At 67.7% G+C, this 24,461-nt stretch carries 19 protein-coding genes; 12 read left to right on the top strand and 7 right to left on the bottom strand.

Features of this window, described 5'->3' with window-relative positions:
• Positions 1–3 precede the first annotated feature (3 nt).
• The 4 genes from lldR to ACVOMM_RS12095 form a co-directional block, all read right to left on the bottom strand.
• Positions 4–768, bottom strand: a complete 765-nt coding sequence (lldR, locus tag ACVOMM_RS12110; protein ID WP_053517636.1) for a transcriptional regulator LldR — start codon at positions 766–768, stop codon at positions 4–6.
• Positions 769–839: 71 nt separating this feature from the next.
• On the bottom strand, positions 840–2,498 hold the full coding sequence (gene lldP / locus ACVOMM_RS12105) for an L-lactate permease (protein WP_481526296.1): 1,659 nt from the start codon (positions 2,496–2,498) through the stop codon (positions 840–842).
• Positions 2,499–2,714: 216 nt separating this feature from the next.
• Positions 2,715–3,164: an MgtC/SapB family protein gene (locus tag ACVOMM_RS12100; RefSeq protein ID WP_053517640.1), complete on the bottom strand. Its 450-nt coding sequence runs from the start codon at positions 3,162–3,164 to the stop codon at positions 2,715–2,717.
• A 127-nt stretch (positions 3,165–3,291) separates the two neighbouring features.
• Complete coding sequence (locus ACVOMM_RS12095; RefSeq protein WP_053517641.1) at positions 3,292–4,050, bottom strand: SDR family NAD(P)-dependent oxidoreductase; 759 nt, start codon at positions 4,048–4,050, stop codon at positions 3,292–3,294.
• A gap of 172 nt (positions 4,051–4,222) precedes the next feature.
• On the opposite strand from ACVOMM_RS12095, the gene ACVOMM_RS12090 reads away from it, so the two are divergent.
• On the top strand, positions 4,223–5,314 hold the full coding sequence (locus ACVOMM_RS12090; protein WP_053517643.1) for an alkene reductase: 1,092 nt from the start codon (positions 4,223–4,225) through the stop codon (positions 5,312–5,314).
• A gap of 95 nt (positions 5,315–5,409) precedes the next feature.
• Here the strand turns inward: ACVOMM_RS12090 and ACVOMM_RS12085 are convergent, their stop codons facing one another.
• Together ACVOMM_RS12085 and ACVOMM_RS12080 are read right to left on the bottom strand one after the other, a co-directional pair.
• The gene (locus tag ACVOMM_RS12085) at positions 5,410–7,320 is read right to left on the bottom strand and encodes a CocE/NonD family hydrolase (protein ID WP_481526295.1); all 1,911 of its coding nucleotides are present in this window, start codon (positions 7,318–7,320) and stop codon (positions 5,410–5,412) included.
• A gap of 450 nt (positions 7,321–7,770) precedes the next feature.
• A complete protein-coding gene (locus ACVOMM_RS12080) occupies positions 7,771–10,566 on the bottom strand; it encodes a beta-glucosidase family protein (protein ID WP_481526294.1) in 2,796 nt (931 codons plus the stop codon).
• Positions 10,567–10,900: 334 nt separating this feature from the next.
• Here ACVOMM_RS12080 and ACVOMM_RS12075 point away from each other — a divergent pair, with 334 nt between their 5' ends.
• The 5 genes from ACVOMM_RS12075 (at position 10,901) to ACVOMM_RS12055 (ending at position 17,284) form a co-directional block, all read left to right on the top strand.
• A complete protein-coding gene (locus tag ACVOMM_RS12075) occupies positions 10,901–11,335 on the top strand; it encodes a VOC family protein (protein WP_053517644.1) in 435 nt (144 codons plus the stop codon).
• A 210-nt stretch (positions 11,336–11,545) separates the two neighbouring features.
• Positions 11,546–12,160, top strand: a complete 615-nt coding sequence (gene imuA / locus ACVOMM_RS12070; RefSeq protein ID WP_053517646.1) for a translesion DNA synthesis-associated protein ImuA — start codon at positions 11,546–11,548, stop codon at positions 12,158–12,160.
• Between the two features lie 9 nt (positions 12,161–12,169).
• The gene (locus ACVOMM_RS12065) at positions 12,170–13,579 is read left to right on the top strand and encodes a Y-family DNA polymerase (protein WP_481526293.1); all 1,410 of its coding nucleotides are present in this window, start codon (positions 12,170–12,172) and stop codon (positions 13,577–13,579) included.
• A 6-nt stretch (positions 13,580–13,585) separates the two neighbouring features.
• The gene (locus tag ACVOMM_RS12060) at positions 13,586–16,696 is read left to right on the top strand and encodes an error-prone DNA polymerase (protein ID WP_481526292.1); all 3,111 of its coding nucleotides are present in this window, start codon (positions 13,586–13,588) and stop codon (positions 16,694–16,696) included.
• Positions 16,697–16,777: 81 nt separating this feature from the next.
• Entirely contained in the window at positions 16,778–17,284 is a 507-nt protein-coding gene (locus ACVOMM_RS12055; RefSeq protein WP_053517653.1) for a hypothetical protein, read from the top strand.
• A 14-nt stretch (positions 17,285–17,298) separates the two neighbouring features.
• Here the strand turns inward: ACVOMM_RS12055 and ptsJ are convergent, their stop codons facing one another.
• Positions 17,299–18,582, bottom strand: coding sequence for a MocR-like B6 salvage transcription factor PtsJ (gene ptsJ / locus ACVOMM_RS12050; protein WP_197600991.1), 1,284 nt, complete (start codon positions 18,580–18,582; stop codon positions 17,299–17,301).
• A gap of 76 nt (positions 18,583–18,658) precedes the next feature.
• On the opposite strand from ptsJ, the gene ACVOMM_RS12045 reads away from it, so the two are divergent.
• The 6 genes from ACVOMM_RS12045 (at position 18,659) to ACVOMM_RS12020 (ending at position 24,454) form a co-directional block, all read left to right on the top strand.
• Complete coding sequence (locus tag ACVOMM_RS12045; protein ID WP_283220050.1) at positions 18,659–19,432, top strand: YggS family pyridoxal phosphate-dependent enzyme; 774 nt, start codon at positions 18,659–18,661, stop codon at positions 19,430–19,432.
• The gene (locus ACVOMM_RS12040) at positions 19,429–20,130 is read left to right on the top strand and encodes a glutamine amidotransferase (RefSeq protein WP_053517657.1); all 702 of its coding nucleotides are present in this window, start codon (positions 19,429–19,431) and stop codon (positions 20,128–20,130) included. The genes ACVOMM_RS12045 and ACVOMM_RS12040 overlap by 4 nt, the downstream gene beginning before the upstream one ends.
• Positions 20,127–20,351: a hypothetical protein gene (locus ACVOMM_RS12035; RefSeq protein WP_053517658.1), complete on the top strand. Its 225-nt coding sequence runs from the start codon at positions 20,127–20,129 to the stop codon at positions 20,349–20,351. Before ACVOMM_RS12040 ends, ACVOMM_RS12035 begins: the two co-directional genes overlap by 4 nt.
• 134 nt (positions 20,352–20,485) lie before the next feature.
• The gene (locus ACVOMM_RS12030) at positions 20,486–20,995 is read left to right on the top strand and encodes an RNA polymerase sigma factor (RefSeq protein ID WP_053517659.1); all 510 of its coding nucleotides are present in this window, start codon (positions 20,486–20,488) and stop codon (positions 20,993–20,995) included.
• On the top strand, positions 20,992–21,918 hold the full coding sequence (locus ACVOMM_RS12025) for a FecR family protein (protein WP_481526291.1): 927 nt from the start codon (positions 20,992–20,994) through the stop codon (positions 21,916–21,918). The genes ACVOMM_RS12030 and ACVOMM_RS12025 overlap by 4 nt, the downstream gene beginning before the upstream one ends.
• A gap of 64 nt (positions 21,919–21,982) precedes the next feature.
• Complete coding sequence (locus tag ACVOMM_RS12020) at positions 21,983–24,454, top strand: TonB-dependent receptor (protein WP_481526290.1); 2,472 nt, start codon at positions 21,983–21,985, stop codon at positions 24,452–24,454.
• Positions 24,455–24,461 lie beyond the last annotated feature (7 nt).

Raw genomic sequence — 24,461 nt, 5'->3', positions numbered from 1 at the left:
GGGTCAACCGTGTGGGGAAGGCAGGCGCGAGGCCCGCGCGCGCCGGGCTTCGTTGTCGTCGAGCGTGCGCAGCGTGGTGTGCACGAACTCGAGGTGGGCATGCGCGGCGGCGCGCGCGCGCTCCGGATCACCGGCCAGCACGGCATCCATCATTTCGCGATGCTGGTCGGACAACGGCGAGAATGTTCTGGCCGAGGTGTAGAGCTTTTCGCGGCTCTGCGAGATGTTGGTCTGCAGCAGATCGAACAGGCCACGCATCACCTGCAGCAGCACCAGGTTGTGCGACGCTTCGGCGATGGACAGGTGGAAGGCCGCATCGGCCTCCGCCTCGCCTGAAGGATCATCCTTGCCATGCGCATCCATCATGGTCTGGAAGGCCTGGGCGATGCGTGCCCGATCCTCATCGGTGGCACGCAGCGCTGCATGCCAGGCCGTCGCTCCTTCCAGCGCGTGACGGATCTCCAGCACGTCGAAGCGGTATTCCGGGTCGCCCTGGAACAACGGCAGGTACGGAGCCAGGGGTTCATCCAGCGCCTGCCGCGCGCGCGTGGCCGGCTCCGCCACGTAGGTGCCGCCGCCCACGCGTGCGCTCAGCAGGCCCTGGCTGGACAACTGCGCGATGGCCTCGCGCAGCGCCGTGCGCGAGACACCCAGCTGCACCGCCAGCGCGCGCTCGGCCGGAAGCCGGTCACCCGGCTGCAGCTGCCGCTCCTGCACCAGACCACGCAGCTGCGCGGCCACCTTGTCTGAAATCCGTTGCGTGCTCATGGCGCCATTGTGGCCCGAAGCGCCTGACAGGTGCGGCCCATGCTGCGCGGATAGGTCGTCGGCTGCATGGCTCAGGGAATCATCCAGGTCAGCCAGTACGCCTGCGCGGTGGTGATCAGGCCGACCATCACGGTGAAGATCAGACTGTGCTTGACAGTGAAGCGGAACAGGTCCGATTCCTTGCCGGCCAGGCCGACCGCGGCGCAGGCGATGGCAATCGACTGCGGCGAGATCATCTTGCCGGTGACGCCGCCGGTGGTGTTGGCCGCCACCAGCAGCACCTCGGACACGCCGATCTGCTGCGCAGTGGTGGCCTGCAAGGCCGAAAACAGCGCGTTGGAGGACGTGTCCGAGCCGGTCAGGAACACGCCCAGCCAGCCCAGGAACGGCGAGAAGAAGGTGAATGCCTTGCCGGTGTGGGCCAGCGCCAGCGCCAGCGTGGCCGACAGGCCCGAATAGTTGGCGATGAAGGCGAAGGCCAGCACCATGCCGATCGAATAGATCGGTGTGCGCAGCTCGCGCACGGTCTCGCCGAAGGTCTGCAGCGCCGCCTTGGCCGGCATGCGCAGGGCGATGATGGCAATCACTGCGGCGAGGATGATCGACGTGCCTGTGGCCGAGAACGCGTCGAATTTATAGACCGCCTCGTAGCTCAACGGCGCAGGCACGATCGGTGGCATCTTCTGCACCATCTGGTCCAGGCCCGGCACCGGGATCTTCAGCACCCAGCTTTCCAGCGGGCCACCCGCCGCGAACAGCGACTTGAACGGCTTGATGCTCCACAGCGTGACCATCGCGGTAAGGATCAGGAACGGCGACCAGGCCTTGGCGATCTGGCCAACGCTGTAGCGCGGCGCTTCCAGCGCCTGGGCGGCCGCCTCGGCGCTGGTTTCGGTATCGAAGCGGAAGATCCGTACCGGCTTCCAGCGGCGCAGGAACAGGGTCAGGCACACCAGCGACGCCAGCGACGCGGTGATGTCCGGCAGCTCCGGCCCGATGAAGTTGGAGGTCAGGTACTGGGCAATGGCGAACGACCCGCCGGCCACCAGCACAGCCGGCCAGGTTTCCCTGACGCCACGCCAGCCATCCATGATCGCCATGATCCAGAACAGCACGATGATGGTCAGGAACGGCAGCTGGCGACCGGCCATCTGGCCGATCTCGAAGGCCTCCAGCCCGGTGACCTGTCCCGCCACGATGATCGGAATGCCCATCGCACCGAATGCCACCGGCGCGGTATTGACGATCAGGCACAGGCCCGCTGCATACAGCGGCTTGAAGCCCAGCCCGACCAGCAGCGCTGCGGTGATCGCCACCGGCGCGCCAAACCCCGCCGCGCCTTCCAGGAAGGCACCGAAGGCGAAGCCGACCATCAGCATCTGCAGGCGCTGGTCTTCGGTCACCGACAGGATCGAAGCGCGGATGATGTCGAACTGTCCGGTCTTGACCGAGACCTTGTACAGGAACACCACGCCGATGATGATCCAGGCGATCGGCCACAGCCCGTAGACGAAACCGAAGCCGGCCGCTCCCAACGCCTGGGTCAGCGGCATGCGGTAGAACAGCAGGGCCACGGCCAGTGCGATGGCCACGGTGATCGTGCCGGCCAGCCAGCCTTTCATGCGCAGCACGGCCAGGGCAACGAAGAAGAACGCGATCGGCAGCAACGCGATCAGGCTGGACAACCACAGGTTGCCGGCGGGGTCGTACAGGTGTTGCCAGGGCTGCATGGAGGCTCTCGACGGGGGGGCGGAATGTTTCCCCACCGCATGCGATGGGACGCCGTGGTCACGATTATTGGTATTACCAATAATCAGATTCATCGGACCATTTGAAGCCGATTGAACCGCCATTTCGACGAAGAGCCTATTAGACCATAGAGTTACCGGACATATTGGTATTACCAATAAAGCGCCACATGACAGAAGCTCGAAGGTGCTGCCCCGCTAGAGCCTGTCCGCCAACCGTCGCATCACCGCCAGCACCAGCAGGCACAGCACGCTCACACCAAGGGCAATGACGTACTTGCCGATGCCCACCGCAATCCCGATGGCGGCGGCCATCACCAGCGAACTGGCCGTGGTCAGCCCGCTGACCTGGTCCTCGCGGCTGCCACGCAGGATGGTGCCTGCGGCAACGAAGCCGACGCAGGCCACCACCGCTTCGATCAGGCGCACCGGGTCGACCTGCAGCAGGTCGCGGTAGCGCTCCTGCTGGAAATGCTCGGCCACGGAATCGCCGAGCCCCACGATGAGCGCTGCGGCGCCGGCAATCATCATGTGCGTGCGCAGGCCCGCCGCATGCTTGCCCATCTCGCGCTCGATACCGAGCACGCCACCGAACAGCATCGCGGCGGCCACGCGCAGCAGGATCGATACATCCTGGTTGAGTTCCATCGACGTCTCCGGGAGTTTCCCGGAGCGTTGCGCGTCAGCCGTCGGATCACGGTTAAGGCCCCACCACGGCCCTTTCACCGGGTCGCGCGGGGCCCTGCCCGGCACCACCGTCCCTGTGGTCACCGCATCACTGCGCCAGATAACCGCCATCGATCGCGTAATAGGTGCCGGTCGCGAACGAGGCATCATCGCTGGCCAGCCAGGCCACCAGCGCCGCCACTTCCTCGGCCTTGCCCAGGCGCTTCAACGCGTGGCGGTCTTCCAGCGTGGCGCGCACCTTCGGATCCATCTTCTCCAGCAGCGGCGTGGCGATGAAGCCCGGCCCCACCGCATTGACACGGATGCCATCGGCGGCATGCTCCCACGCTGCAGTCTGCGTCAGGCCGACCACACCATGCTTGGCTGCCACGTACGCGGTCGAACCGGCATAGCCCACCTGGCCCAGGATCGAGGCCATGTTGATGATGCTCCCGCCCTTCCCGGCCGCGCGCATGGCCTGGATCTGCGCACGCTGGCACAGGAATACACTGGTCAGATTCACATCGACCACCCGCTTCCAGCCATCGACGGGATAGTCGCCGCTGCTCGCCGCCGGACCGCTGATGCCGGCGTTGTTGACCGCGACGTGCACCCCGCCCAGCTCCTTCACTGTGCGCTGCACCGCCGCCTCCACGGCAGCCTCATCCGTGACATCCAAGGCGATGCCGATGGCGCGGCTGCCACGCCGGGCCAGCGCTTCCACGGTGGCGTCCACCGCGTCCTGCTTCAGGTCCCACACTGACACCGCAGCACCGGACGCTGCCAGCAGTTCGGCCACGGCCAGGCCGATGCCGGAAACGCCACCGGTCACGATCGCCGTCTTGCCGCCGAGCTGATAGTCGATCATCTGTGTTCTCCATCTATCGGGAATCGATGTGGACACGCGTCCACCCGCGACCCACGGTACGCCCCGCCGTGTTACGGCCGCGCCACTTCCAGGCGCTGCAACGAACCTTCCCATCGCTGCAACGCGTTCGACCGTATGCTCGACCTCACCCTCCCCTGCTGTGGAAACTCCAATGAATCCCGCTGACGCCCTGCTGTTCACGCCCACTCACCTGGGTGACATCGCTGCCGCGAACCGCATCGCCATGGCACCGCTGACGCGCAACCGCGCCCTGCCCGACCGCGTCCCTTCTCCGCTGGCGATCACCTATTACCGCCAACGTGCCAGTGCCGGCCTGATCATTGCAGAAGCCACCCAGATCAGCCCTCTGGGCCAGGGCTACCTTGATACGCCGGGCATCTACAGCGCCGAGCAGGTCGCTGCGTGGAAATCCATCACCGACGCGGTACACGCCGAAGGTGGCCGCATCGTGCTGCAGCTGTGGCATGTGGGTCGCATCTCCCACACCAGCCTGCTGCCGGAAGGCGAAGTGCCGGTGGCACCCAGCGCTCTCCGCGCCAATGGCAAGACCTTCACCGCCAATGGATTCGAGGATGTCTCCGCGCCGCGCGCATTGGCGCTGGAGGAGATCCCGCAACTCATCGAGGATTACCGCGTCGCCGCGCGCAATGCCATTGCCGCAGGCTTCGATGGCGTCGAGGTACATGCAGCCAACGGCTACCTGATCGACCAGTTCCTGCGCGATGGCAGCAACCATCGGGACGATGCCTACGGTGGAAGCATCGAGAACCGTACGCGGCTGCTGTTCGAGGTGGTCAGCGCGGTCGCCGAAGCAATCGGCGCCGGCCGCACCGGCGTGCGCCTGTCACCGGTCACCCCGGTCAATGATGCCCATGACAGCAACCCGCAACCGCTGTTCAACCGTGCAGTGGAGCGCCTGGACACGATCGACGGACTGGCCTTCATCCATGTCATCGAAGGTGCAACCGGTGGCGATCGGGACAACATCCCGTTCGACTACCCTGCGCTGCGCGCACGCTTCCGTGGTGCCTGGATCGCCAACAACGGATACGACGCTGAGCGTGCCGGGCAGGCCCTTGCCAGCGGCTATGCCGACATGATCGCGTTTGGTCGGCCCTTCATTGCCAACCCGGATCTGGTCGCTCGACTGCGCAGCGGTGCGCCGTTGGCCGAGCTCGACCCGGCCACGTTGTATGGCGGTGGCGAACACGGCTACATCGACTACCCGGCACTGGATGCCTGACGACGGCTGCATGCCCGGTCCACCGCGACCGGGCATGGCCCGGCGTTGCCCATGGAAGGTGGCGCCGGGCCAGGCCCGGCGTTGCCCGCCCCGTTTCAGTACACCGGCAGATCGATGTAGCTGGCCTGCGCCGCGCTGTGCCAGACCCGCTGCGTGGCCTTCTGGTAGTCGCCCGGCTTGGCCAGGTAGATGTTCGGCACATAGGTCTGCGGGTTGCGGTCATACAGCGGGAACAGACTCGACTGCACCTGCACCATGACCCGGTGCCCCTTCTGGAAGGTGTGGTTGGCGTTGGGCAGGTCGAAGCGGTAGGGCAGCACCTGGTTCGCCGCCAGCGGCTTCGGATCGCTGAAGCTTTCGCGGTAGCGGCCACGGAAGATCGCCAGTGACACCGGCAGCTCATAGCCACCCATCTCCGGCGCCGAGGCCTCCTGGTCCGGATACACATCGATCAGCTTCACCACCCAGTCGCTGTCGGTGCCGCTGGTGGACGCCTGCAGGTGCACTACCGGCGCGCCGCCGATGCGCAGTGGCGCGGCCAGCGGTTCGGTGATGAAGGTCAGCACGTCAGGTCGGCCATCGACGAAGCGCTGATCCTTGACCAGCCAGGTCGTCCACATGTCGCGGTCACCGAAGCGCACCGGGCGCGGTACGAACGGCACCGGCTTGGCCGGGTCGGACACGTATTCCTCGAAGTCGCCCTCGCCCGCCGCCGGCGCCTGGAACGCCAGCTTGCCGCCGGCACGCAGATAAAGCGGTTTGCTGCTGGCGGCGCACCCCTGGTCGCAGCTGCGCGGCCAGCCCTTCAGGCGATCCCAGTGGTTTTCACCGGTGTTGTAGATCAGCACCGGCGGTGTGTCCGCCTTCGGCGCGCCGTCCACCAGGTACTGGTCGAAGAACGGCTTGAGCACATCGCGGCGGAACTGCAGCGCGGTATCGCCGTCGAACTTCAGCGCGCCCAGTTCGCTGGCGCTGTAGTTCACCTGGCTGTGCCGCCATGGCCCCATCACCAGATAGTTGCGGTCGTTGCCGCTATCGCGCCCTTCCATCGCCTGGTAGGCGTGGTTGGCACCCCACATGTCCTCCTGGTCCCACAGGCCCTGCAACCACAGGGTCGGCACCTTCAACGGCGTCTTGGCCATCACCGCATCCAGCGCCTGGCCCTGCCAGAAGGCGTCATACGCCGGGTGCTCGACCAGCTTCTTCCACCAGGTCAGCTGGTCCACGCCGGTGAAACGGGCGTAGTCGCCAGCCGAGCCGATGCGCAGGAACGTGCTGTAGTCGTCATAGCCCAGGCTCGGCAGCGGCGTGCCCTTGCCGCGCTTCTCGGTCTGCATCGCGAAGTAGTTGAAGTTGACCTGGCGGAAGGCACCGTAGTTGAGCCAGTCGTCGCCCATCCAGCCATCGACCATCGGGCTCTGTGGTGCCGCCACCTTCAACGCCGGATGCGGATCGGTCAACGCCATCACCACGGTGAAACCTTCATAGGACGAGCCCAGCATGCCGACCTTGCCGTTGCTCTCGGGCACGTGCTTCACCAGCCAGTCGATGGTGTCCCAGGCGTCGGTGGAGTGATCCACCTTGGTGTTGTTCAACGGCCCGCGCAGCGGCCGGGTCATCACGTAATCGCCTTCGGAGCCGTACTTGCCACGGATGTCCTGGAATACGCGGATGTAACCGCTGTCGACGAACACCTCGTCGCCCTGTGGCAGCAGGTCGCGCATGCGCGGCGAGTCACTGCGGTTGGCGCGGCCGGCAGCATCGTAGGGCGTGCGGGTCAGCAGGATCGGCGCGTTACGGGCGCCCCTGGGTACCACGATCACCGTATACAGCCTGGTGCCATCACGCATCGGCACCATCACCACGCGCTTGTCGTAGTCGCGCCCCACATCCGGGGCAACGAAAGGCTTGCCGCTGATGTCCGGGGTCATCGGCGGAGTATCGGCAGCCAGCACGCTGCTGGACAGGCAAAGGGCGATGGCTATTGCAACGGCACGCACACGCATGGACAACCCCTTCCGGCGGGAAAGTTCCAAGCCTACTCCTGCCCTGCCCTGTGAAGGGTGTGACGGCTTTGCATTCTGCGGCGGATGCGGGCAGGACTGATGGCACATGTGCCTATGCTGCCGCTGCGCTCGCCGGGCAGGGCCCGGCGCTACCGTATTCCTCGGCCCATCGTTGCGCCGCCGGGCATGGCCCGGTGCTACCGCATTCCTCTGCCCATCGTTGCGCCGCCCGGCCAGGGCGGGGGCGAACCGGGGGGCGGGGGAATGGGGGGCGGCCCGGCCCGCCCCGCCCCGGGGGCCGCGCCCCCCCCCCACCGAACGCCCCCCCGCGGGGGGGGGGGGCGGGGGGGCGCCGCCCCCCCCCCCCCCCCGGCGCCCCCGCCGCCCCAGCCCGCAAACAGACACGGCCCCTTGCGGGGCCGTGTCTGCAAGCGTGAGTACCACGCGGTGTCAGCGCAGCACCTGCTCCACCAGCTGCACGTCCGCGCTCTGCAGCGGTTCGGCGGCATTGCGCGACAGCTGCACCTGGTAGGTGCCACCTTCAATCTTCCACTGGCGGGCCTGCGCATCGTAGTGGGCCAGGGTCTTCGGCTCGGCTTCGATACGGATGCGGCGCTGCTCACCCGGCTGCAACTGCACCTTGTCGTAGCCGATCAGCCGGATCGGCGTGCTGCTGCCCGCCGGCAGCTTCAGGTACAGCTGGGCCACGTCGGCACCGGCGCGCTTGCCGGTGTTGCGGATGTCCACGCTGGCGACCAGGCGCGAACCTTCCACGCTCACCTTCAGGTTGTCGTAGGCAAAGGAGGTGTAGGACAGGCCATGGCCGAAGGCGAAGGTCGGAGTCAGGCCCTTGGCGGCCATCCACTTGTAGCCGACGTTGGCGCCTTCGATATCGAAATCGAACACATCACCGAACGGTTTGGCCGGCTTGAAGCCCAGGCCATCGATATGCGGGCGCGGCAGCTGCGACTCGTCCGTCACCCAGGTCACCGGCAGGCGGCCGGACGGATTGGCCTGGCCGGTCAGCAGTGCGGCGATGCCCTCGCCACCGCGGATGCCGGGATACCAGGCCTGCAGCATCGCCGGCACCTGCGCCAGCCACGGCGTGCGCACCGGGCCGTTGGTTTCCAGCACCAGCACGGTCTTCGGGTTGGCCTTGGCCACCGCCGAAATCAGCGCATCCTGGTTGTCCGGCAGCTGCATGTCCGGCAGATCCACCGATTCGGCGGCCCACTGCGTGGCGAACACGATGGCGACATCCGCCTGTGCGGCGGCCTTGGCTGCAGCCGCGGCATTGCTGCCGTCCACATACGCGATGGTGGCGTCCGGGCGCGCTGCACGCAGCGCCTCCAGCGGCGAGGACGGATGGAACATCACCGGGCCCGGCCAGGTGGTCGGCATCACGCCCGGCACCGCGTTGGTGCCCTTTGCGGTCACGCCCACCATCGACGAACCGCCACCACCGATCACGCCCTTGTCGGCATGGCCGCCGATGATGACGATGCGCTTCACGCTGTCGGCCAGCGGCAACAGGTTGCCTTCATTGCGCAGCAGCACGCTGCCCTCTTCCACCGTGCGCTGTGCCACGGCAAAACCGGCCTCGGCATCAACCTTCTGGTGCTGCGGCGGGTTGTCGAAGTTGCCGTGCAGGAACATCGTGCGCAGGATGCGCGCCACCATGTCGTTCAGGCGCGCCTGCGGCACCACGCCGCCGTGCACGGCCAGGCGCAGCGGCTCGTCGAAGAACACCGCCGCGTCGAACACTTCACCGGCCGACTGCTGGTCCAGGCCGGCCAGCGCCGCCTTTGAGCCACTGTGCACGCCACCCCAGTCGGACATCACGAAACCAGGGAACTTCCATTCCTGCTTCAGCACCTGGTTCATCAGGTAGCCGTTCTCGCAGCCGTAGGTGCCGTTGATCTTGTTGTACGAGCACATCGCCACGCCCGGGCGGCCGGTCTCCAGCGCGATCTCGAAGGCCAGCAGGTCGGACTCGTGCATGGCCTGTTCGCCGATGCGTACGTCATGGAAGTTGCGGCGGGTCTCCATGTCGTTCAGCGCGAAGTGCTTCATCGAGGAGATCACGTGCTGGCTCTGCACGCCCTGGATCAACGCGCCGACCATCGAGCCTGCCAGCAGCGGATCTTCGCCGGCGTACTCGAAGTTGCGGCCGTTGCGCGGATCGCGCTGCAGGTTGACGCTGCCGGAAAGCAGGATGTTGAAACGCTGCTGCCAGGCCTCGCGGCCCATCGTCGCGCCGCCTGCGAAAGCCACTTCGCGGTTCCAGCTCGATGCGGTGGACGGGCCGGAGGGCATGGCGGTGGCGAAGTCGCCGGGCCGGATGCCGCCGGGGTTGGTCACACCGACGCCGGCGTCGGCCGACTGCTGCGAGGGAATGCCCAGGCGCGGCACGCCCGGCACGAAACCGGCCGAACCGACCGCGCCGTCCGGCAGCGGGCCGCCGTCCTTGCCCAGCCCGAAGTAGCTGTGCAGCATCTGGAATTTCTCATCCTCGGTCATCGCCTTCAGCAGCAGCGCAGCGCGGGCGTCGGCGTTGAGGGTGGTGTCCATCCACGGCGCATCGCCCCCCTTGTCGGCGGCATAGGCCAGGGTCAGCAGGGTCGCGCGCAGGGCGCTGCCCTCAACCTTGAACGGCGCACTGCTGGCGGCCTGGAAGCCATCGCTGAAGTAGCTGGCATCGGCTTCCGGGACCACCCGCGCCGGATCGAAACCGGCAGCCTTGGCGGAATCGCCAGCAACAGCGCCGAGCAGCACCGCCGGCGCACCCAGCCGCGAACGCGACACCAGGGCCGGCAACTGCAGGGCACCCGCGCCGGCATCGGTGTAGACCGCAACGGTGTGGCGACCGTCATCCAGGCGCAGGTAGTTCAGCCCCGGCTGGTCCGGGCCGGATTCCGCCGCGATCGGCAACCGGGTCAGCACGGCCTGACCGCGCTGGGTCCGACCATCGTCCTTCCCGGCGGCGATGAAGCGGTATTCGTAGCCCAGGCCATCAGCCAGCAGCTGCAGCGGATCGACCTGGTCGATGCTGCGCTGCACCTGCCGCACACTCACGGCATCCACCTGCAGGGATCCAAGCTGGGTGGCCAGGGCCGGCATCGCTTCGGCCGGCGGCGCCTGCTCCAGGGTCAACACGGTGAACGCGGCGGGATCGGCCCACGCCGGCGCGATGACGGCGGCGGACACGGCGAGGGACAGGGCAAGCGGCTTTGTAAACGTTTTCATCGACGGGCGTAATTCCGTTGCCAAGGCAATCGGTCCAGGGAAAATGCCGCCGAAGGGTGCAGCGTTCATGCCGTACAGGCGTTGCCGGGCAACACCTCAGGCCGGAGGGCGGACCGGTCTGCGCGCGGGACCCTCCTCCCGGCGTGACAACCTGCCTGCCCGGGCCACGCACGTGGCCCAACCTGTGAAGATTGTGCGAGGGCGTTCATGCCTGTCAACAGGACCTAAGGCACAGGCCAGCCCCTGCACGCCGGTTATCAGTCCATCACCGGCGGTCATCAGTGGGGTGCGCGGCGCTGCCGATAATGGAAGCCCCTGGCCACGGATCACGCCCATGAACGTACATCGCGACTTCGACCATCTCTGGCGCGACCGCTGTGACACCTCCAGCCAACGCAGCCCGCGCGTGCTGATCCGCGTATTCGTCGCTCCCGGCGAACTGGAGCGCAGTGTGGCGTTCTACGAGCAGCTGCAGGGTGTGGTCGCTGATGCCGGGTTTCCGTTTCCCGATGCAGGACTGCGCCTGGCCATGGTCGGTGCCTTCCTGTTGATCGAAGGCAGCGAGACCGCACTGGCACCCTTCACCTCGACCACGGGCACCCTGCTGGTCGACGATGTCCGGCCCTATCACGACAAACTGATCGCTGCCGGGGCCGAGATCATCTTCCCGCTGCAGATCGTCCCGACCGGTGCGGCGTTCAATGCAGTCCATCCCGATGGCACCGTGGTCGAGTACGTGCACCATCGCCCGGATCCGCAGGGGCGGTGAGTGCGGGGCACGTTGATCGATGAACCGCGCCCGCTCTTCAGCAACCTGAAACGCGGCTCCCGAATTCATTAGTAATTCTACTCACGAGGCGAGTAGCATGTCCGGTCTCAGCCCTTGATACCGGCCTGTCGATACTCGCTCCATGCCAGCCGTTTCCGACAACTATTGTCGCTCTCAGCCAGCCCCCACGCGTTTCCGGACGGTGGGCTGATGGGTGCGGTCATTGCCCTCGACCGTCTCCTGGACGGTCGCCAGCTATGGCGCGGTCCGGCGCGGCACGGCCCGGCCAGCGACCATCTGGCCAGTGGCCACCCCGCCCTGGATGCACGCCTGCCCGGGGGGGGATGGCCGGCCAGCGGGCTGTGCGAGGTGCTGCAGGGCGCGCCGGGTGTAGGCGAACTGGCACTGGTCTGGCCGGCATTGGCAAAGCTGAGCCGCCGCGAGCGGCCGATCGTGCTGGTCGCGCCGCCTTACCGGCCGCATGCGCCGGCCTGGGCCGCGGCCGGGCTGGATCTGGCGCAGCTGCAGATCATCCAGGCCGGGCCGAAGCAGGCGCTGTGGGCCACCGAACAATGCCTGCGCTCGGCGGCCTGCGCGGCAGTGCTGTGCTGGCCACAGCAGGCCGACGACCGCGCCCTGCGCCGCCTGCAGGTAGCCGCCGACAGTGGCCAGTGCCTGGGCTTCGTGTTCCGCGAGGCGCGTGCAGCCCGCAACCCGTCCCCGGCCAGCCTGCGCCTGCAGCTCGACCACGGCCAGGTCCGGGTCCTGAAGTGCCGTGGCGGATTGCCGCCGGCACAGCCGCTGCCACTGGCCATCGCCCACTGAGGCGGCCGCATGAACTGGGCCTGCCTGTTGTTGCCGCAGCTGGCGCTGGATTGCGTGCTGCGCCTGCAAGCGGATCCGCAGCGGCCACTGGTGCTGCTGCAGGGGCCGGCGCAGCGTCGCGTGCTGCGCGCCGTCAGCCCTGCTGCGCGTGCAGCCGGCCTGCGTCCGGGCATGCTGTTGTCGGCCGCACAGGTACTGGTGCAGGACCTGCAGCTGCATGACTACGATCCGGCCACCGAGCTGCACACCCGCCAGTTGCTGGCCAGCTGGCTGTACGGCTTCAGTTCGCAGGTCAGCCTCGACTTTCCCCATGCCCTGGTCCTGGAGATCGGTGCCAGCCGTGCCCTGTTCGGCGATTGGCTGGCGATCGAGCGGCGCCTGCGTGATGGCCTGCATGAACTTGGATTCCGTCACCGCCTGGTCGCGGCGCCCAATCCCCATGCCGCACGGGTGCTGGCCAACGTGCATGATGGCCTCGGTATCGATGCAGGACAGTTGCCAGCCCTGTTGGCGCAGCTGCCCTTGCCGCGCAGCGGGTTGCCGGCCGATGCGGTGACCGTGCTTGGCCGCTCCGGGCTGCGTACGCTGGGGGCAGTGTTCGACCTGCCGCGCGAAAGCCTGGCGCGTCGCTTCGCGCCGGACGTGCTGCAGCAGCTGGACGCGCTGCGTGGCCAGCCCACCGCACCCCTGCGCTACTACCAGCCACCAGACCGTTTCGACGCACGCATCGAATTCGAGTACGAGATCGAATCCAGCCAGGCCCTGCTGTTTCCGCTGCGGCGCCTGCTGCTGGATCTGGCGGCCTTCCTGTTCTCGCGCGATGGCGGCGTGCAGCGTTTCGACCTGCATTTCGAACACGACCTGCTGCCCGCCAGCGTGCTGACCATCGGCCTGCTCGCACCCGAGCGCGATGCCGCGCTGCTGTTCGAGATCGCCCGTAACCGCATGGAGGCCTTCCCGCTGCCGGCGGGCAGCCGGGCCCTGCGCCTGCAGGCCGAACACCTGCCGCCCTTCGTGCCCGCCGCACGCGATCTGTTCGACACCCGCCCGGCACAGGCGATGCCGTGGACCCAGCTGCGCGAGCGCCTGCGTGCACGGCTCGGCGATGACGCCGTGCAGCCCCTTGCCGTGCAGGCCGACCATCGCCCCGAACGCGCCAGTGGCACCCAGGCACCCGCCAGGCCACCGGCGTGCTGGCCGCTGCGCCCCGGCTGGTTGCTGGACACACCACAGGTGCTGCGTGACCCGCGGCTGCGCATCGTCACCGGGCCGGAGCGGATCGAATCAGGCTGGTGGGACCAGGCCGATGCGCGCCGTGACTACTACGTGGTGGAAACCGCACACGGCCAGCGCGGCTGGGCCTTCCGTGAGCGCAATGATCCACATGCACCGTGGATGCTGCACGGCTGGTTCGGCTGAACCACCATGCACGATGAGCTGCCCGGCTATGCCGAACTGCACTGCCTGTCGGCCTTCAGCTTCCAGCGCGGTGCCTCCACCGCCGAGGAACTGTTCGCACGTGCCCGCGGCCAGGGCTACCGCGCGCTGGCGATCACTGACGAGTGTTCGCTGGCTGGCATCGTGCGCGCCTGGCAGGCAGCGAAGACACAGGGCGTGGCGCTCATCGTCGGTGCCGAGTTCCAGGTCGAAGAGGGCCCGAAGCTGGTGCTGCTGTGCACCGACCAGGCTGCCTACGCCGGGTTGTGCCAGTTGATCACCACCTGCCGGCGGCGGGCCGGCAAGGGCGAGTACCGCTGCCTGCGCGATGACCTGTCCGGCCTGCCCGACGGCCTGTTGTGCCTGTGGCTGGACCGGCAGCCCGCCGCCACCGATCTGCCACTGCTGCGCGCAGCCTTCAAGGACCGCCTGTGGCTGGCGGTGGAACTGCATCATGAGCACGACGACGCGCGCCGCCTGCAGCAGCTGCAGGCGTTCGGCGAACGCCACGGCCTGCCGCTGGTCGCCAGCGGCGATGTGCACATGCATGTGCGCCGCCGCCGCGCGCTGCAGGACACGCTGACCGCGATCCGTCACCGCTGCAGCGTGGCCGAAGCCGGCTGGCGCCTGTTCCCCAATGGCGAACGCCATCTGCGCCCGCGCACCGCGCTGGCCCGGTTGTACCCCCCTGAACTGCTGGCCGAGACCGTGCGCATCGCCGAGCGCTGCCACTTCACCCTGGACCAGTTGAAGTACACCTACCCGCGTGAACTGGTGCCGGAAGGTCATGACCCGGACAGCTGGTTGCGCGAGCTGGTGGAAGAAAAGATTCCCTGGCGCTGGCCGGAGGGCATCCAGGAACCACAGCGCAGGCAGATCGAGCACGAGCTGGCATTGATCAAGAAGAAGAACTATGCCTCCTACTTCCTCACCGTGCACGACATCGTGCGCTTCGCCCGCAGCCAGGACATCCTCTGCCAGGGCCGCGGCTCGGCCGCCAATTCAACGGTGTGCTTCGTACTGGGCGTGACCGAGATCGACCCCGCGCGCAGCAACCTGCTGTTCGAGCGCTTCATCTCCGCCGAGCGGAATGAACCACCGGATATCGATATCGATTTCGAGCATGAACGGCGCGAGGAAGTCCTGCAGTACGTGTTCAAGCGCTATGGCCGCGAACGCGCCGCGTTGACGGCGGTGGCGATCAGCTATCGCGGCCGCAGTGCGATCCGTGATGTCGCCCGCGCGCTGGGACTGCCGATGGACCAGGTCAATGAACTGGGCGCGGCGATGGACCATTGGGGTGGCAACATTCCGCTACCGGAAACCCTGCGCGAGCGCGGCTTCGACCCGGAGACGCCGCTGATGCGGCGACTGCTGTCATTGACCGCCGAGCTGATCGACTTCCCGCGCCACCTGTCGCAGCATCCGGGCGGTTTCGTGATTTCCGAACACCCGCTGTCGACGCTGGTGCCGGTGGAGAACGCAGCGATGGCCGACCGCACCGTCATCCAGTGGGACAAGGACGATCTGGATGCCACAGGCCTGATGAAGGTCGACTGCCTGGCGCTGGGCATGCTCACCGCCATCCGCAAATGCCTGGCAATGCTGAAGCAGCATGGCCTGCACGAAGGACGCATGGATGCGATCCCGCCCAAGGATGCGAAGACCTTCGACATGATCTGCGCCGCCGACACCATCGGCGTGTTCCAGATCGAATCGCGCGCGCAGATGGCGATGCTGCCGCGCATGCAGCCGCGCACGTTCTATGACCTGGTGATCGAAGTCGCGATCGTGCGACCCGGTCCGATCCAGGGCGACATGGTGCATCCCTATCTGGAGCGGCGGCGGATCCTGCGCGAGCACGGCCCTGATGCACTGAACGATCCACACAATCCGCTCTACCCACCGCGGCTGGAACGCGTGTTCGCACGTACGCTGGGCGTGCCATTGTTCCAGGAACAGGTGATGCAGCTGGCGGTGGATGCGGCCGGTTATACCCCGGGCGAGGCCGATGCCCTGCGCCGTTCGATGGCGGCCTGGAAGCGCCGCGGCGGGCTGGAGCCGCATCGCGAGAAGCTGTTGGCCGGCATGCTGGAGAACGACTTCAGTCGCGAATACGGCGAGCACCTGTTCGAGCAGATCAAGGGCTTCGGCGATTACGGCTTCCCGGAAAGCCACGCCGCCAGCTTCGCCCTGCTGACCTATAACAGCTGCTGGCTGAAGTGCCATCATCCGGCCGCGTTCACCGCCAGCCTGATCAACAGCCAGCCACTGGGGTTCTACAGCCCCGACCAGCTGCTGCAGGATGCGCGCCGGCACGGCATCATCGTGCTGCCGGTGGACGTGCGCCACAGCGACTGGGACTGCACGCTGGATTTCAGCAGGGGTCCCGCGGCGATCCGGCTGGGCCTGCGCCTGGTCGATGGCTGCAACGAACAGGTGGCACAGGCCATCATGCGCGAACGCGCGCGACGGCCATTCGACGATGTCGGCGATCTGTGCCAGCGCACCGTCCTGGACCGGCGCCATCAGGGCCTGCTGGCCGATGCCGGCGCGCTGCGCGGCCTCAGCGGGCATCGTCATCGTGCGCGCTGGGATGTCTCCGGCGTGGAAAACCGCCTGCCGCTGTTCGATCAGGCCCGCACCACCGCTGAAGCACGCGTGCCATTGCCGTTGCCCAGTGCGTGGGAAGACATGCAGGCCGACTACCGCAGCATCGGCACTACCCTGGGTCGCCATCCCATGTCATTCCTGCGCACGCAGCTGCGCAGCCGCGGCTGCCTCGACGCCGCACAACTGGCCGGCCACGGCCATGGCCGCCGCGTACGCATCGCCGGGCTGGTACGCATGCGCCAGCGTCCCCAGACCGCCAGCGGCGTCACCTTCCTTACCCTGGAAGATGAAACCGGCATGGTCAATGCCGTGGTCTGGCGGCACCTGGCCGACCGGCAGCACCGTGTACTGGTCGATACCCAGCTGATGCAGATCGACGGCCGCCTGGAGCGTGTCGATGGCGTGCAGCATGTGATCGTGCAACGCATGCACTGCCTGGATGAACTGCTGCAGGGCCTGCGCAGCCGAAGCCGCGACTTCCACTGAGGACACACCGCGTCACACAGCGAACTGGTCATGAGCGGCCCGCTTCCGTTATCGTCGGCACATCCAAGGAAGGACGATCCGATGCCCCGTGCACTCACGCTGACCACGCTGCTGGTCTCCACCCTCGCCCTGCTCGTTTCCGGCTGGACTGCCTGGAGCCTGCATCGCAGCCAATCGCCGCAGCGGGTGATCGAAGCCCGGGGCCTGGTCATCCACGATGGCGCCGGTCAGGCGCGGGTGATCCTGGGCGCCCCGGTGCCCGACCCGCGCAGTCGCGGCCAGGTGCAGGGAACACGTGCCAGCGCCCTGTCCGGCCTGGTTCTGCTGGGTCCGGACGGCTCCGAACGCGGCGGCTACGGCACGACCGACCACGGTGGCGAAGCCCTGCTGACGCTTGACGATGCAGCCGGCACCACCGAAGTGTTCAAGGTGGTCGCCAACCCCGACCGCGGCGCCAGCCTGATGGTCAAACACCAGAACAACACCGGCGCGATGCTCACCTCCTGGCAGGGCAAGCCGGAGTTGATGTTCGTAGATGACAGCGGACAGTCCTACTACGTGCGCCCCGGCGTCAGTGCCGCGCCCTGAAGGACGCGGGTTCATCATCCCAGCACGGCCGCCAGGTCATCGGCCAGCTGTCGCTGCTGCGGTGTTCCCAGCGCCGCACAGGTGATGCGCAGGCCATGACCGGGGGCGGAAACCGCGAACACTTCGCCGGCACGCACATGCCAGCCGCGGGCGGCCAGCGCCAGTACCTGCGGGCGGCTGTCATCCGGCAGAGGCAACCACAGGTTCAACCCCTCCATCGGCACGGCCTGCTGCACGCCCCGCGCCTGCAGCAGCATCTGCAGCGACTGCAACCGCTGCTGGTAACGCACGCCGGCCGAAGCGATCTTCGCCCGCTGCGTGGCTGATTCCAGCACCGAGACCGCCGCGTCCTGCAGCAGGTGGCTGACCCAGCCGGTTCCCGCTGCCAGCCGCAGGCGCAGCCGTACCGCGGTTTCCTCATCGCAGGCCAGCCACGCCAGGCGCAGATCCGGGCCCAACGGCTTGGACAGCGAGCGCAGCAGTGCCCAGCGCCGGCCATCGACGGGCAGCACCGAGTGGTAGGCCTGCTGCGAGAGCAACGCGTAATGATCGTCGATCAGCACTGCCACCTGCGGGTAGCCGGCCAGCAGCTGGCGCAGTGCCCGCGCCCGCTTCGCATCCAGGCTGGCGCCGGTAGGATTATGTGCGCGCGGCGTCAGCAGTACCGCGCGTGCGCCAGCCTCCAGCGCCCGCCGCAGCGACGCCACCTGCATCCCATGCGTGTCCACCGCCACGGACAGCGGCGTGTGGCCAGCGGCATTGAGCACGTTGAGGCTGCCAAGGAAGCAGGGATCCTCTACAGCGATGCGGTCGCCGGGCAGCAGCCAGGCAGCCAGCAGGCGTTCGATGCCATCGACGGCACCGTGGCTCAGCTCCAGGGCATAGCCCTGCGGACAATCGGCATCCAGCGACGCACGTGCCAGCCGCTGCATGCGCGGGTCGACCGTACCCACGCCATACAGCCGAGGTGGCGCCGGTGCCAGGCGCAGGCTCGGCAACAGCCGTGGGTCCGGATTGCCACCTGCCAGATCGTGCAGCGCCAGCCCCGGCGGACTGCCTTCGCGCGCGACGGGGGCCGGCACGCCACGCACCGTGGTACCGCGCCGCCCCCCCGTACTGGCCAGGCCCGCCGCGTCCAGCCGCTTGTACGCGGCCGCCACCGTGTTGCGGTTGACGCCCAGCCGCTCGGCCAGCTCGCGTACCGGCGGCAGCACGCTGCCGGCGGTCAGCCGCCCGTCGCCGATGCCCTCGCGGATGCTGTCGAAGATCGATTCGGCACTGTGCCCGGTGATTTTCATTTTGTCCTATGCCAAAATAAATCTTGTCCTGTGCCAGTGTATCCCACCCTGGCCACCCTGCATTGGAGGTGCACGCATGCCCCTTGCCGCCGCCGACTGGCCTGTCGCCCAGTCCGTCGAACAGATCGCCCGCAACCTGCTCACGGTGCGCCAGCGCATCGCGCGGGCCTGTGCCCGCGCGGGCCGCGACCCGCAGAGCGTGCGCCTGCTGCCGGTCAGCAAGACCGTGGATGAGGCGCGCATCCGCATGGCCGTGGCTGCCGGCTGCCATGAGCTGGGTGAGAACAAGGTGCAGGAGGCACAGCGCAAGGCCGAGTCGATGGCCGACCTTGGCGTGCGCTGGTCGGTGATCGGCCACCTGCAGACCAACAAGGCCCGCCATGTGGCGCACTTCGCCAGTGAATTCCAGGCGCTGGACAGCCTGCGCGTGGCCGAAGCGCTGCAGCAGCGCCTGCTGCTTGAGGACCGCACTCTGGACGTGTTCGTGCAGGTCAACACCTCCGCCGAACCCAGCAAGTACGGCCTGGAGCCCGGCGCCGTCGACGCTTTCGTGCAGCAGCTGCCCATGTTCGACCGCCTGCGCGTACGCGGATTGATGACCCTGGCCATCTTCACTCCGGAGGTGGAACGCGTACGCGCCTGCTTCGTCCGCCTGCGCACGCTGCGCGACCAGCTGCAGCGCAGCGCGCCGACCGGCATCGACCTGTCGCAGCTGTCGATGGGCATGTCCGGCGACTTCGAGGTCGCCATCGAGGAGGGCGCCACCGTGGTCCGCGTCGGCCAGGCCATCTTCGGAGCACGCGCGACACCGGACAGCGCCTACTGGCCCACCCGTGGAGGGGCCGCATGAAGCACGCAGTCGTCCTGCAACACATCGCCTTCGAAGACCTCGGCACGCTGCAGCCGCTGCTGTTGGCCCAGGGCTGGCAGCTGCACGTGCTGCAGGCCGGCATCGATGCGCTTGACGCGGCCGAAGCGGCTGATCTGCTGGTCGTACTGGGAGGCCCGGTCAGCGTCAACGATGGCCTGCTCTACCCCTTCCTGGCTGACAGCATCGCGCTGTTGCAACGGCGCCTGCACCTGCAGCGGCCGACCCTCGGCATCTGCCTGGGTGCGCAGCTGATGGCACGTGCGCTGGGGGCGGAGGTGGCGCCCAGCGGAGGCAAGGAAATCGGATTCGCGCCACTGCTGCTGACCGACGAGGGCCAGCGTTCTCCCCTGCTGGCATTGCAGGGCATTCCTGTGCTGCATTGGCATGGCGAAGCCTTCGAACTCCCGGACGGTGCGCACCGTCTTGCCAGCACACCCGCCTGCCGCCACCAGGCCTTTTCCATCGGCAAGCATGCACTGGCCCTGCAGTGCCACCCGGAACTGGACGCGCGGCAGTTCGAACGGTGGCTGATCGGCCACACGCTCGAGCTGGCCCAGGCGGGCATCGACCCGAACGGTCTTCGCGCGCAGGCACGCCGCTATGGCGCCCCGCTGGCCGCAGCCGCGACTGCGATGTTCAACCACTGGCTGCAGGAACTACCGGAGAACGCACGATGAACTACCGCCTGCTGGTCCACCGTCACGGCGCCTACTGGGGTCATTTCGACTGCCAAGGGGCAGATGCGCTGCAACGCCTGGAGACCATCGCCGCGCACCTGCCCAACGCAGCGGGATTCCAGCTGCAACGCCAGAAGGGCATTGGCGAAGAACGCATCCTGTCCAGCAATGCCGAAGGCCTGCGCGTGCTCGCTGCACAGATCCAGTACCGCGACCTCTGACGCAGAGAGCGCTGCCGGCCCGCTCGCCTTCGATGCGCCGGCACCATGGATGCAAATGCTTCTCTTTTACTGTAAGGTGCAGGCGCTGCCCTTGCCGCCGCGGGCTGTTCCCTTTCCCAGTTGTAGCCCGCCCCGTGTCCACGCCTGTCGAACCGACGGATGTCGCGCATCTGTGCGCCGCCCATTACCGGCCGCTGCACGCCCACGTCCGCCGCAAACTCCCGCAACGCAGCGATGCCGATGACGTCGTCCAGGAGACCTGGCTGCGTGTCGTCAAGGTCGCCGCCAGTGGCCTGCTCAGCAATGGCCGCGCCTACCTGTACCGCGTCGCCCACAACCTGATCGCCGACCATTACCGGCAACGCCAGCGCCGCCGGGAAGACCCGCTGGACGAAGCCTCTCTGACCACCCTCGCCGATCCGGCGCCCCTGCCGGAACAACGCCTGCTCGATCTCGAACAACTGCGTCACCTTGACGCGATCATCGCCGCCCTGCCGCCGCGCTCGCGGCAGGTGTTCCTGCTGGCCCGGGTCGAACAGATGGCCTTGGCCGAAATCGGTCGCCAGCTCGGCATCAGCCGGCAGACCGTGCATGGACACCTGCTGCGCGCGCTGGTCGCGCTGCAACAGGTGCCCGGCCCATGAGCCAGGACACGATCGCACGCGAAGCCGCACGCTGGTGGCTCGACGGCCATGACGGTACGCGCGACGAGCGCGCGTTCGCCCACTGGTATCAGGCAGACCCGCGCCATGCAGCACAGTACCTGCACCTGCAGCAGCTGTGGCAGGCCGGTGCCGGCCTGCCCAGCCTGCAACGCCAGCAGCAGCGTCACCGCCGGCGCGCCCTGCGCGAGGCGGGCATCGGCGCCCTGCTGCTGTGCGTGCTGGGCCTGTCGCTCCGCCAGCACGCACCGCCGCCAGAACTGGTGCTGCGCACCACCGTCGGCGAGATCCGCGAGACACCCTTGCAGGACGGTTCGCGCGTCGTGCTTTCTCCGGGCAGCGAGGTGCGCGTCCGCATCGACGGGCAGCGCCGGCAGCTGCAGCTCAAGAAGGGACAGGCCTGGTTCCAGGTTGCCGCCGATGCCGACCGGCCGTTCCAGGTGCGCACGCCGCATGGCAGGGTCACCGCGCTGGGCACCGCATTCGATGTCGCCGTGCAGAACGGCAGCAGCGTGGTGACCGTCACCGAACACCAGGTGCGGGTGGACAGCGGCAGCGGCAGCGGAGAGGCAAGCCAGGGCGAACAACTGCGCTTCGATGGCCAGACACCCGGCCCCCCGTCGGCCGCACCGGCAGGCGTGCTCGCCTGGCGCGAGCGGCGCCTGCACTGGGTATCGGCACCATTGGAGGATGTCGCCCGGGGGCTGGACCGCTGGGACGGTGGGCACACCTGGATCATGGGCGCGCGCCTGCGCCAGCAGCGGGTCACCGTGCTGGGCAATGCCACCGGCGCCACCGGCACCCGCGACCAGCTCGCCCGGCAATTGCAGGTCCGCGTGCTGCGCATCGGTCCCGGACTGCAGCTGTGGCTGTCATCAACGCACGGCACCGGCCATGCACCCTGACATCGTCCCTGCCCGTGCGTCTTCCCAGGCTGACGACGCTCTGCGTCACTCCCTGGAGACCTCGATGCTGTCCCACCGCCCCCTTGTCCTGGCCTTGTCGCTGGCCTGCGCCAGCCCGGTTCCATTTCTGTCCGGCCATGCCCAGGCACAGACCGCAACCCGCCACTACGACCTGCCTGCACAGCCGCTGGCCGGCGCACTGGATGCCTACAGCCGGCTCACCGGCATCGATCTGGTGATCGGTGGCGCGCTGCCCCAGCGCCAGATGGCGCCCGCCCTGCGCGGCAACTTCGACGACAGGCAGGCGCTGTCACAATTGTTGGCCGGCACCGGCCTGCGGCCCCGCTTCATCGATGCACGGCGTGCCACCCTCGAGCCGGCGCCTGCCGAGTCCAGCGATGGCAGCCGCCGCACCGGTCCGTTGCGCGTGCAGGGCACTCCTGCACAGGGCCATGCGCCCGGCACCGGCGCCAGCCAGTACGTCCCCGCCACCCGCGATGGCTTCGCGCCAGTCGTTGGCAGTGAACGCGTGGCGATGGCCGAACGCCAGGAGGGCAACAGCCTGCTGCGCTCGATGCCCGGCACGCACAGCTTCCACTCGCGCAGCCAGCCCGGCCTCCAGGTCAACATCCGCGGCATGACCGGCGCCGGCCGCGTCAACACGATGATCGACGGTGTCACCCAGACCTTCCGCAACAACGCCGGGCACGGCTCCGGGGGCCCGTTCGCCTATGTCGATCCATTCCTGCTGGCCGGGGTGGATGTGCAGCGCGGTGCCGTCGCTGGCGGCGATGGCGCTGGCACCCTGGCCGGTACCGCCAACTTCCGCACGCTGGATATCGATGACCTGCTGGGTGAGAGCCGCGACTGGGGCCTGCGCGCCGGCTACCGGCACGGCGACAACGGCTATGGCAGTGGCCGCACCTTCGCCGGCGCCTGGCGCCACAGCGAGGAAGGCGGTGACCGTCAGTTCGGCCTGCTTGCGGCGGCCAGCAGCAGCCGCAGCAGCGAGTACGCGACCGCCAACGGGCAGAAGAACAGCGCCGACCCGGGCAGCCAGCACCCCAGAAGCTGGCTGCTCAAGGCCCGCCTGCAACCCAGTGAGCTGCACCGGCTGGACCTGAGCCACATGCGCTACGAGAACGACTTCTATCACAACTACCCGTGGCAGATTTCGGCACGCAACCAGCGCGCCAGCTATCACTACACGCCCTACACGCCCTGGATCGATCTGCGCGCCAGCTTCGCCGCCAACAAGACGCGGCTGTTCTATCCGCCGGTGGAAGTGTCCAGCTACATCGGCCGGCGTACCCACAGCAGCCTGAGCAGCTGGAACATCGACAACACCAGCCGCTTCGAGATCGGCTCGCTGCAGGCACGCTGGAACACAGGCCTCAAGCACCAGTCGGACATTTTCGTTGCTGATACGCCCACCCTGCGCGGCGCCAACCCGCAGGGGCGCAGCCAGCTGGACAGCGTGTTCAGTACGCTCGAACTGCAGTACGGCATCTACGCACTGACCACCGGGCTGCGCCAGGATCGCTACGGCATCCGCGGGCACATCCCGGCCTGTTCGGATGTGCCGGGCCAGTGCACCCGGATCAACGGCGGGGGCATCGACATCCGCCGCCGCCAACATGCACTCAGTCCCAGCCTCTCGGTTTCGTTGCAGGCAACCGACTGGCTGCAGCTGTACGCCGAGGCCTCGCGGACATCGCGGCCCCCACGCGTGCAGGAGATGTTCTTCGAGAAGATTCCGCTGGAAGGCATGAGCGATGCCGATGGCGTAGGCGCCAATCCATTCCTGCGTCGCGAACGCTCGCGCAACCTGCAGTTCGGCGCCAATCTCAGCACCGACTCGCTGCTGCGCGACGGCGACCTGGCCCAGTTGCGGGTAACCCGCTTCGACAACCGCATTCGCGACTACATCAAGCCGCAGTACCTGCTGATCGTGCATCCACCGGAAATCGAGCCCGTCGTGGTACCGATCGACAGCGACCCGCAGCTTTCGGCCTGGACCGATGCGCTGGATGTGGACGACTTCAGCGTCACCACCCGCTGGATGAACGACCCGGGCGTGGTGCGCATGCGTGGCATCGAGCTGGAGGCCCACTACGCCAGCGAGCACTATCACGCGACGCTGAGCTGGACACGATCACACACCAGCGCGCCCACCATCGAGTTCGTCAACCTGGAAGACATCACCACGCTTCCCGACCGCTACTGGACGCTGGACGTCGGCGGTCGCTGGTGGCAGCAGCGCGTGCAGGCCGGCGTGCGCGCCGAATACTCCGGCCCCACTGAGGAAGGCTACGACTTCTTCCAGACCCGCAAGACCCGCGGCACGGGTGTGCTGCTGGACTTCTACGCCAGCTTCAAGCCACAGGCCAGCACCACCGTATGGCTGAACATCGAAAACCTGCAAAACAAAGCCTATGACAACAATGCCTCGATCGACAGCATCTTCAGCCCGATCCTGGACCGCGGCAACGGCCGCGGCCGCACCGTCTCGATGGGCGTCAACGTGGCGTTCTAGCCGACGC

The organism is Stenotrophomonas sp. STEN009, from assembly GCF_056760395.1.
The sequence above is the reverse complement of the archived record's forward strand: the minus strand, read 5'-3'. Positions and strand labels throughout refer to the sequence as shown.

Bases quoted from the DNA above. Each gene is read 5' to 3' on its own strand.
- ACVOMM_RS12020 (WP_481526290.1), top strand. From the start codon at position 21,983: ATGCTGTCCCACCGCCCCCTTGTCCTGGCCTTGTCGCTGGCCTGCGCC.
- ACVOMM_RS12095 (WP_053517641.1), bottom strand. From the start codon at position 4,050: ATGATCGACTATCAGCTCGGCGGCAAGACGGCGATCGTGACCGGTGGC.
- lldP (WP_481526296.1), bottom strand. From the start codon at position 2,498: ATGCAGCCCTGGCAACACCTGTACGACCCCGCCGGCAACCTGTGGTTG.
- ptsJ (WP_197600991.1), bottom strand. From the start codon at position 18,582: ATGAAAATCACCGGGCACAGTGCCGAATCGATCTTCGACAGCATCCGC.
- lldR (WP_053517636.1), bottom strand. From the start codon at position 768: ATGAGCACGCAACGGATTTCAGACAAGGTGGCCGCGCAGCTGCGTGGT.
- ACVOMM_RS12065 (WP_481526293.1), top strand. From the start codon at position 12,170: ATGAACTGGGCCTGCCTGTTGTTGCCGCAGCTGGCGCTGGATTGCGTG.
- ACVOMM_RS12090 (WP_053517643.1), top strand. From the start codon at position 4,223: ATGAATCCCGCTGACGCCCTGCTGTTCACGCCCACTCACCTGGGTGAC.
- ACVOMM_RS12040 (WP_053517657.1), top strand. From the start codon at position 19,429: ATGAAGCACGCAGTCGTCCTGCAACACATCGCCTTCGAAGACCTCGGC.
- ACVOMM_RS12045 (WP_283220050.1), top strand. From the start codon at position 18,659: ATGCCCCTTGCCGCCGCCGACTGGCCTGTCGCCCAGTCCGTCGAACAG.
- ACVOMM_RS12025 (WP_481526291.1), top strand. From the start codon at position 20,992: ATGAGCCAGGACACGATCGCACGCGAAGCCGCACGCTGGTGGCTCGAC.
- ACVOMM_RS12035 (WP_053517658.1), top strand. From the start codon at position 20,127: ATGAACTACCGCCTGCTGGTCCACCGTCACGGCGCCTACTGGGGTCAT.
- ACVOMM_RS12080 (WP_481526294.1), bottom strand. From the start codon at position 10,566: ATGAAAACGTTTACAAAGCCGCTTGCCCTGTCCCTCGCCGTGTCCGCC.
- ACVOMM_RS12060 (WP_481526292.1), top strand. From the start codon at position 13,586: ATGCACGATGAGCTGCCCGGCTATGCCGAACTGCACTGCCTGTCGGCC.
- imuA (WP_053517646.1), top strand. From the start codon at position 11,546: ATGGGTGCGGTCATTGCCCTCGACCGTCTCCTGGACGGTCGCCAGCTA.
- ACVOMM_RS12055 (WP_053517653.1), top strand. From the start codon at position 16,778: ATGCCCCGTGCACTCACGCTGACCACGCTGCTGGTCTCCACCCTCGCC.
- ACVOMM_RS12100 (WP_053517640.1), bottom strand. From the start codon at position 3,164: ATGGAACTCAACCAGGATGTATCGATCCTGCTGCGCGTGGCCGCCGCG.
- ACVOMM_RS12085 (WP_481526295.1), bottom strand. From the start codon at position 7,320: ATGCGTGTGCGTGCCGTTGCAATAGCCATCGCCCTTTGCCTGTCCAGC.
- ACVOMM_RS12075 (WP_053517644.1), top strand. From the start codon at position 10,901: ATGAACGTACATCGCGACTTCGACCATCTCTGGCGCGACCGCTGTGAC.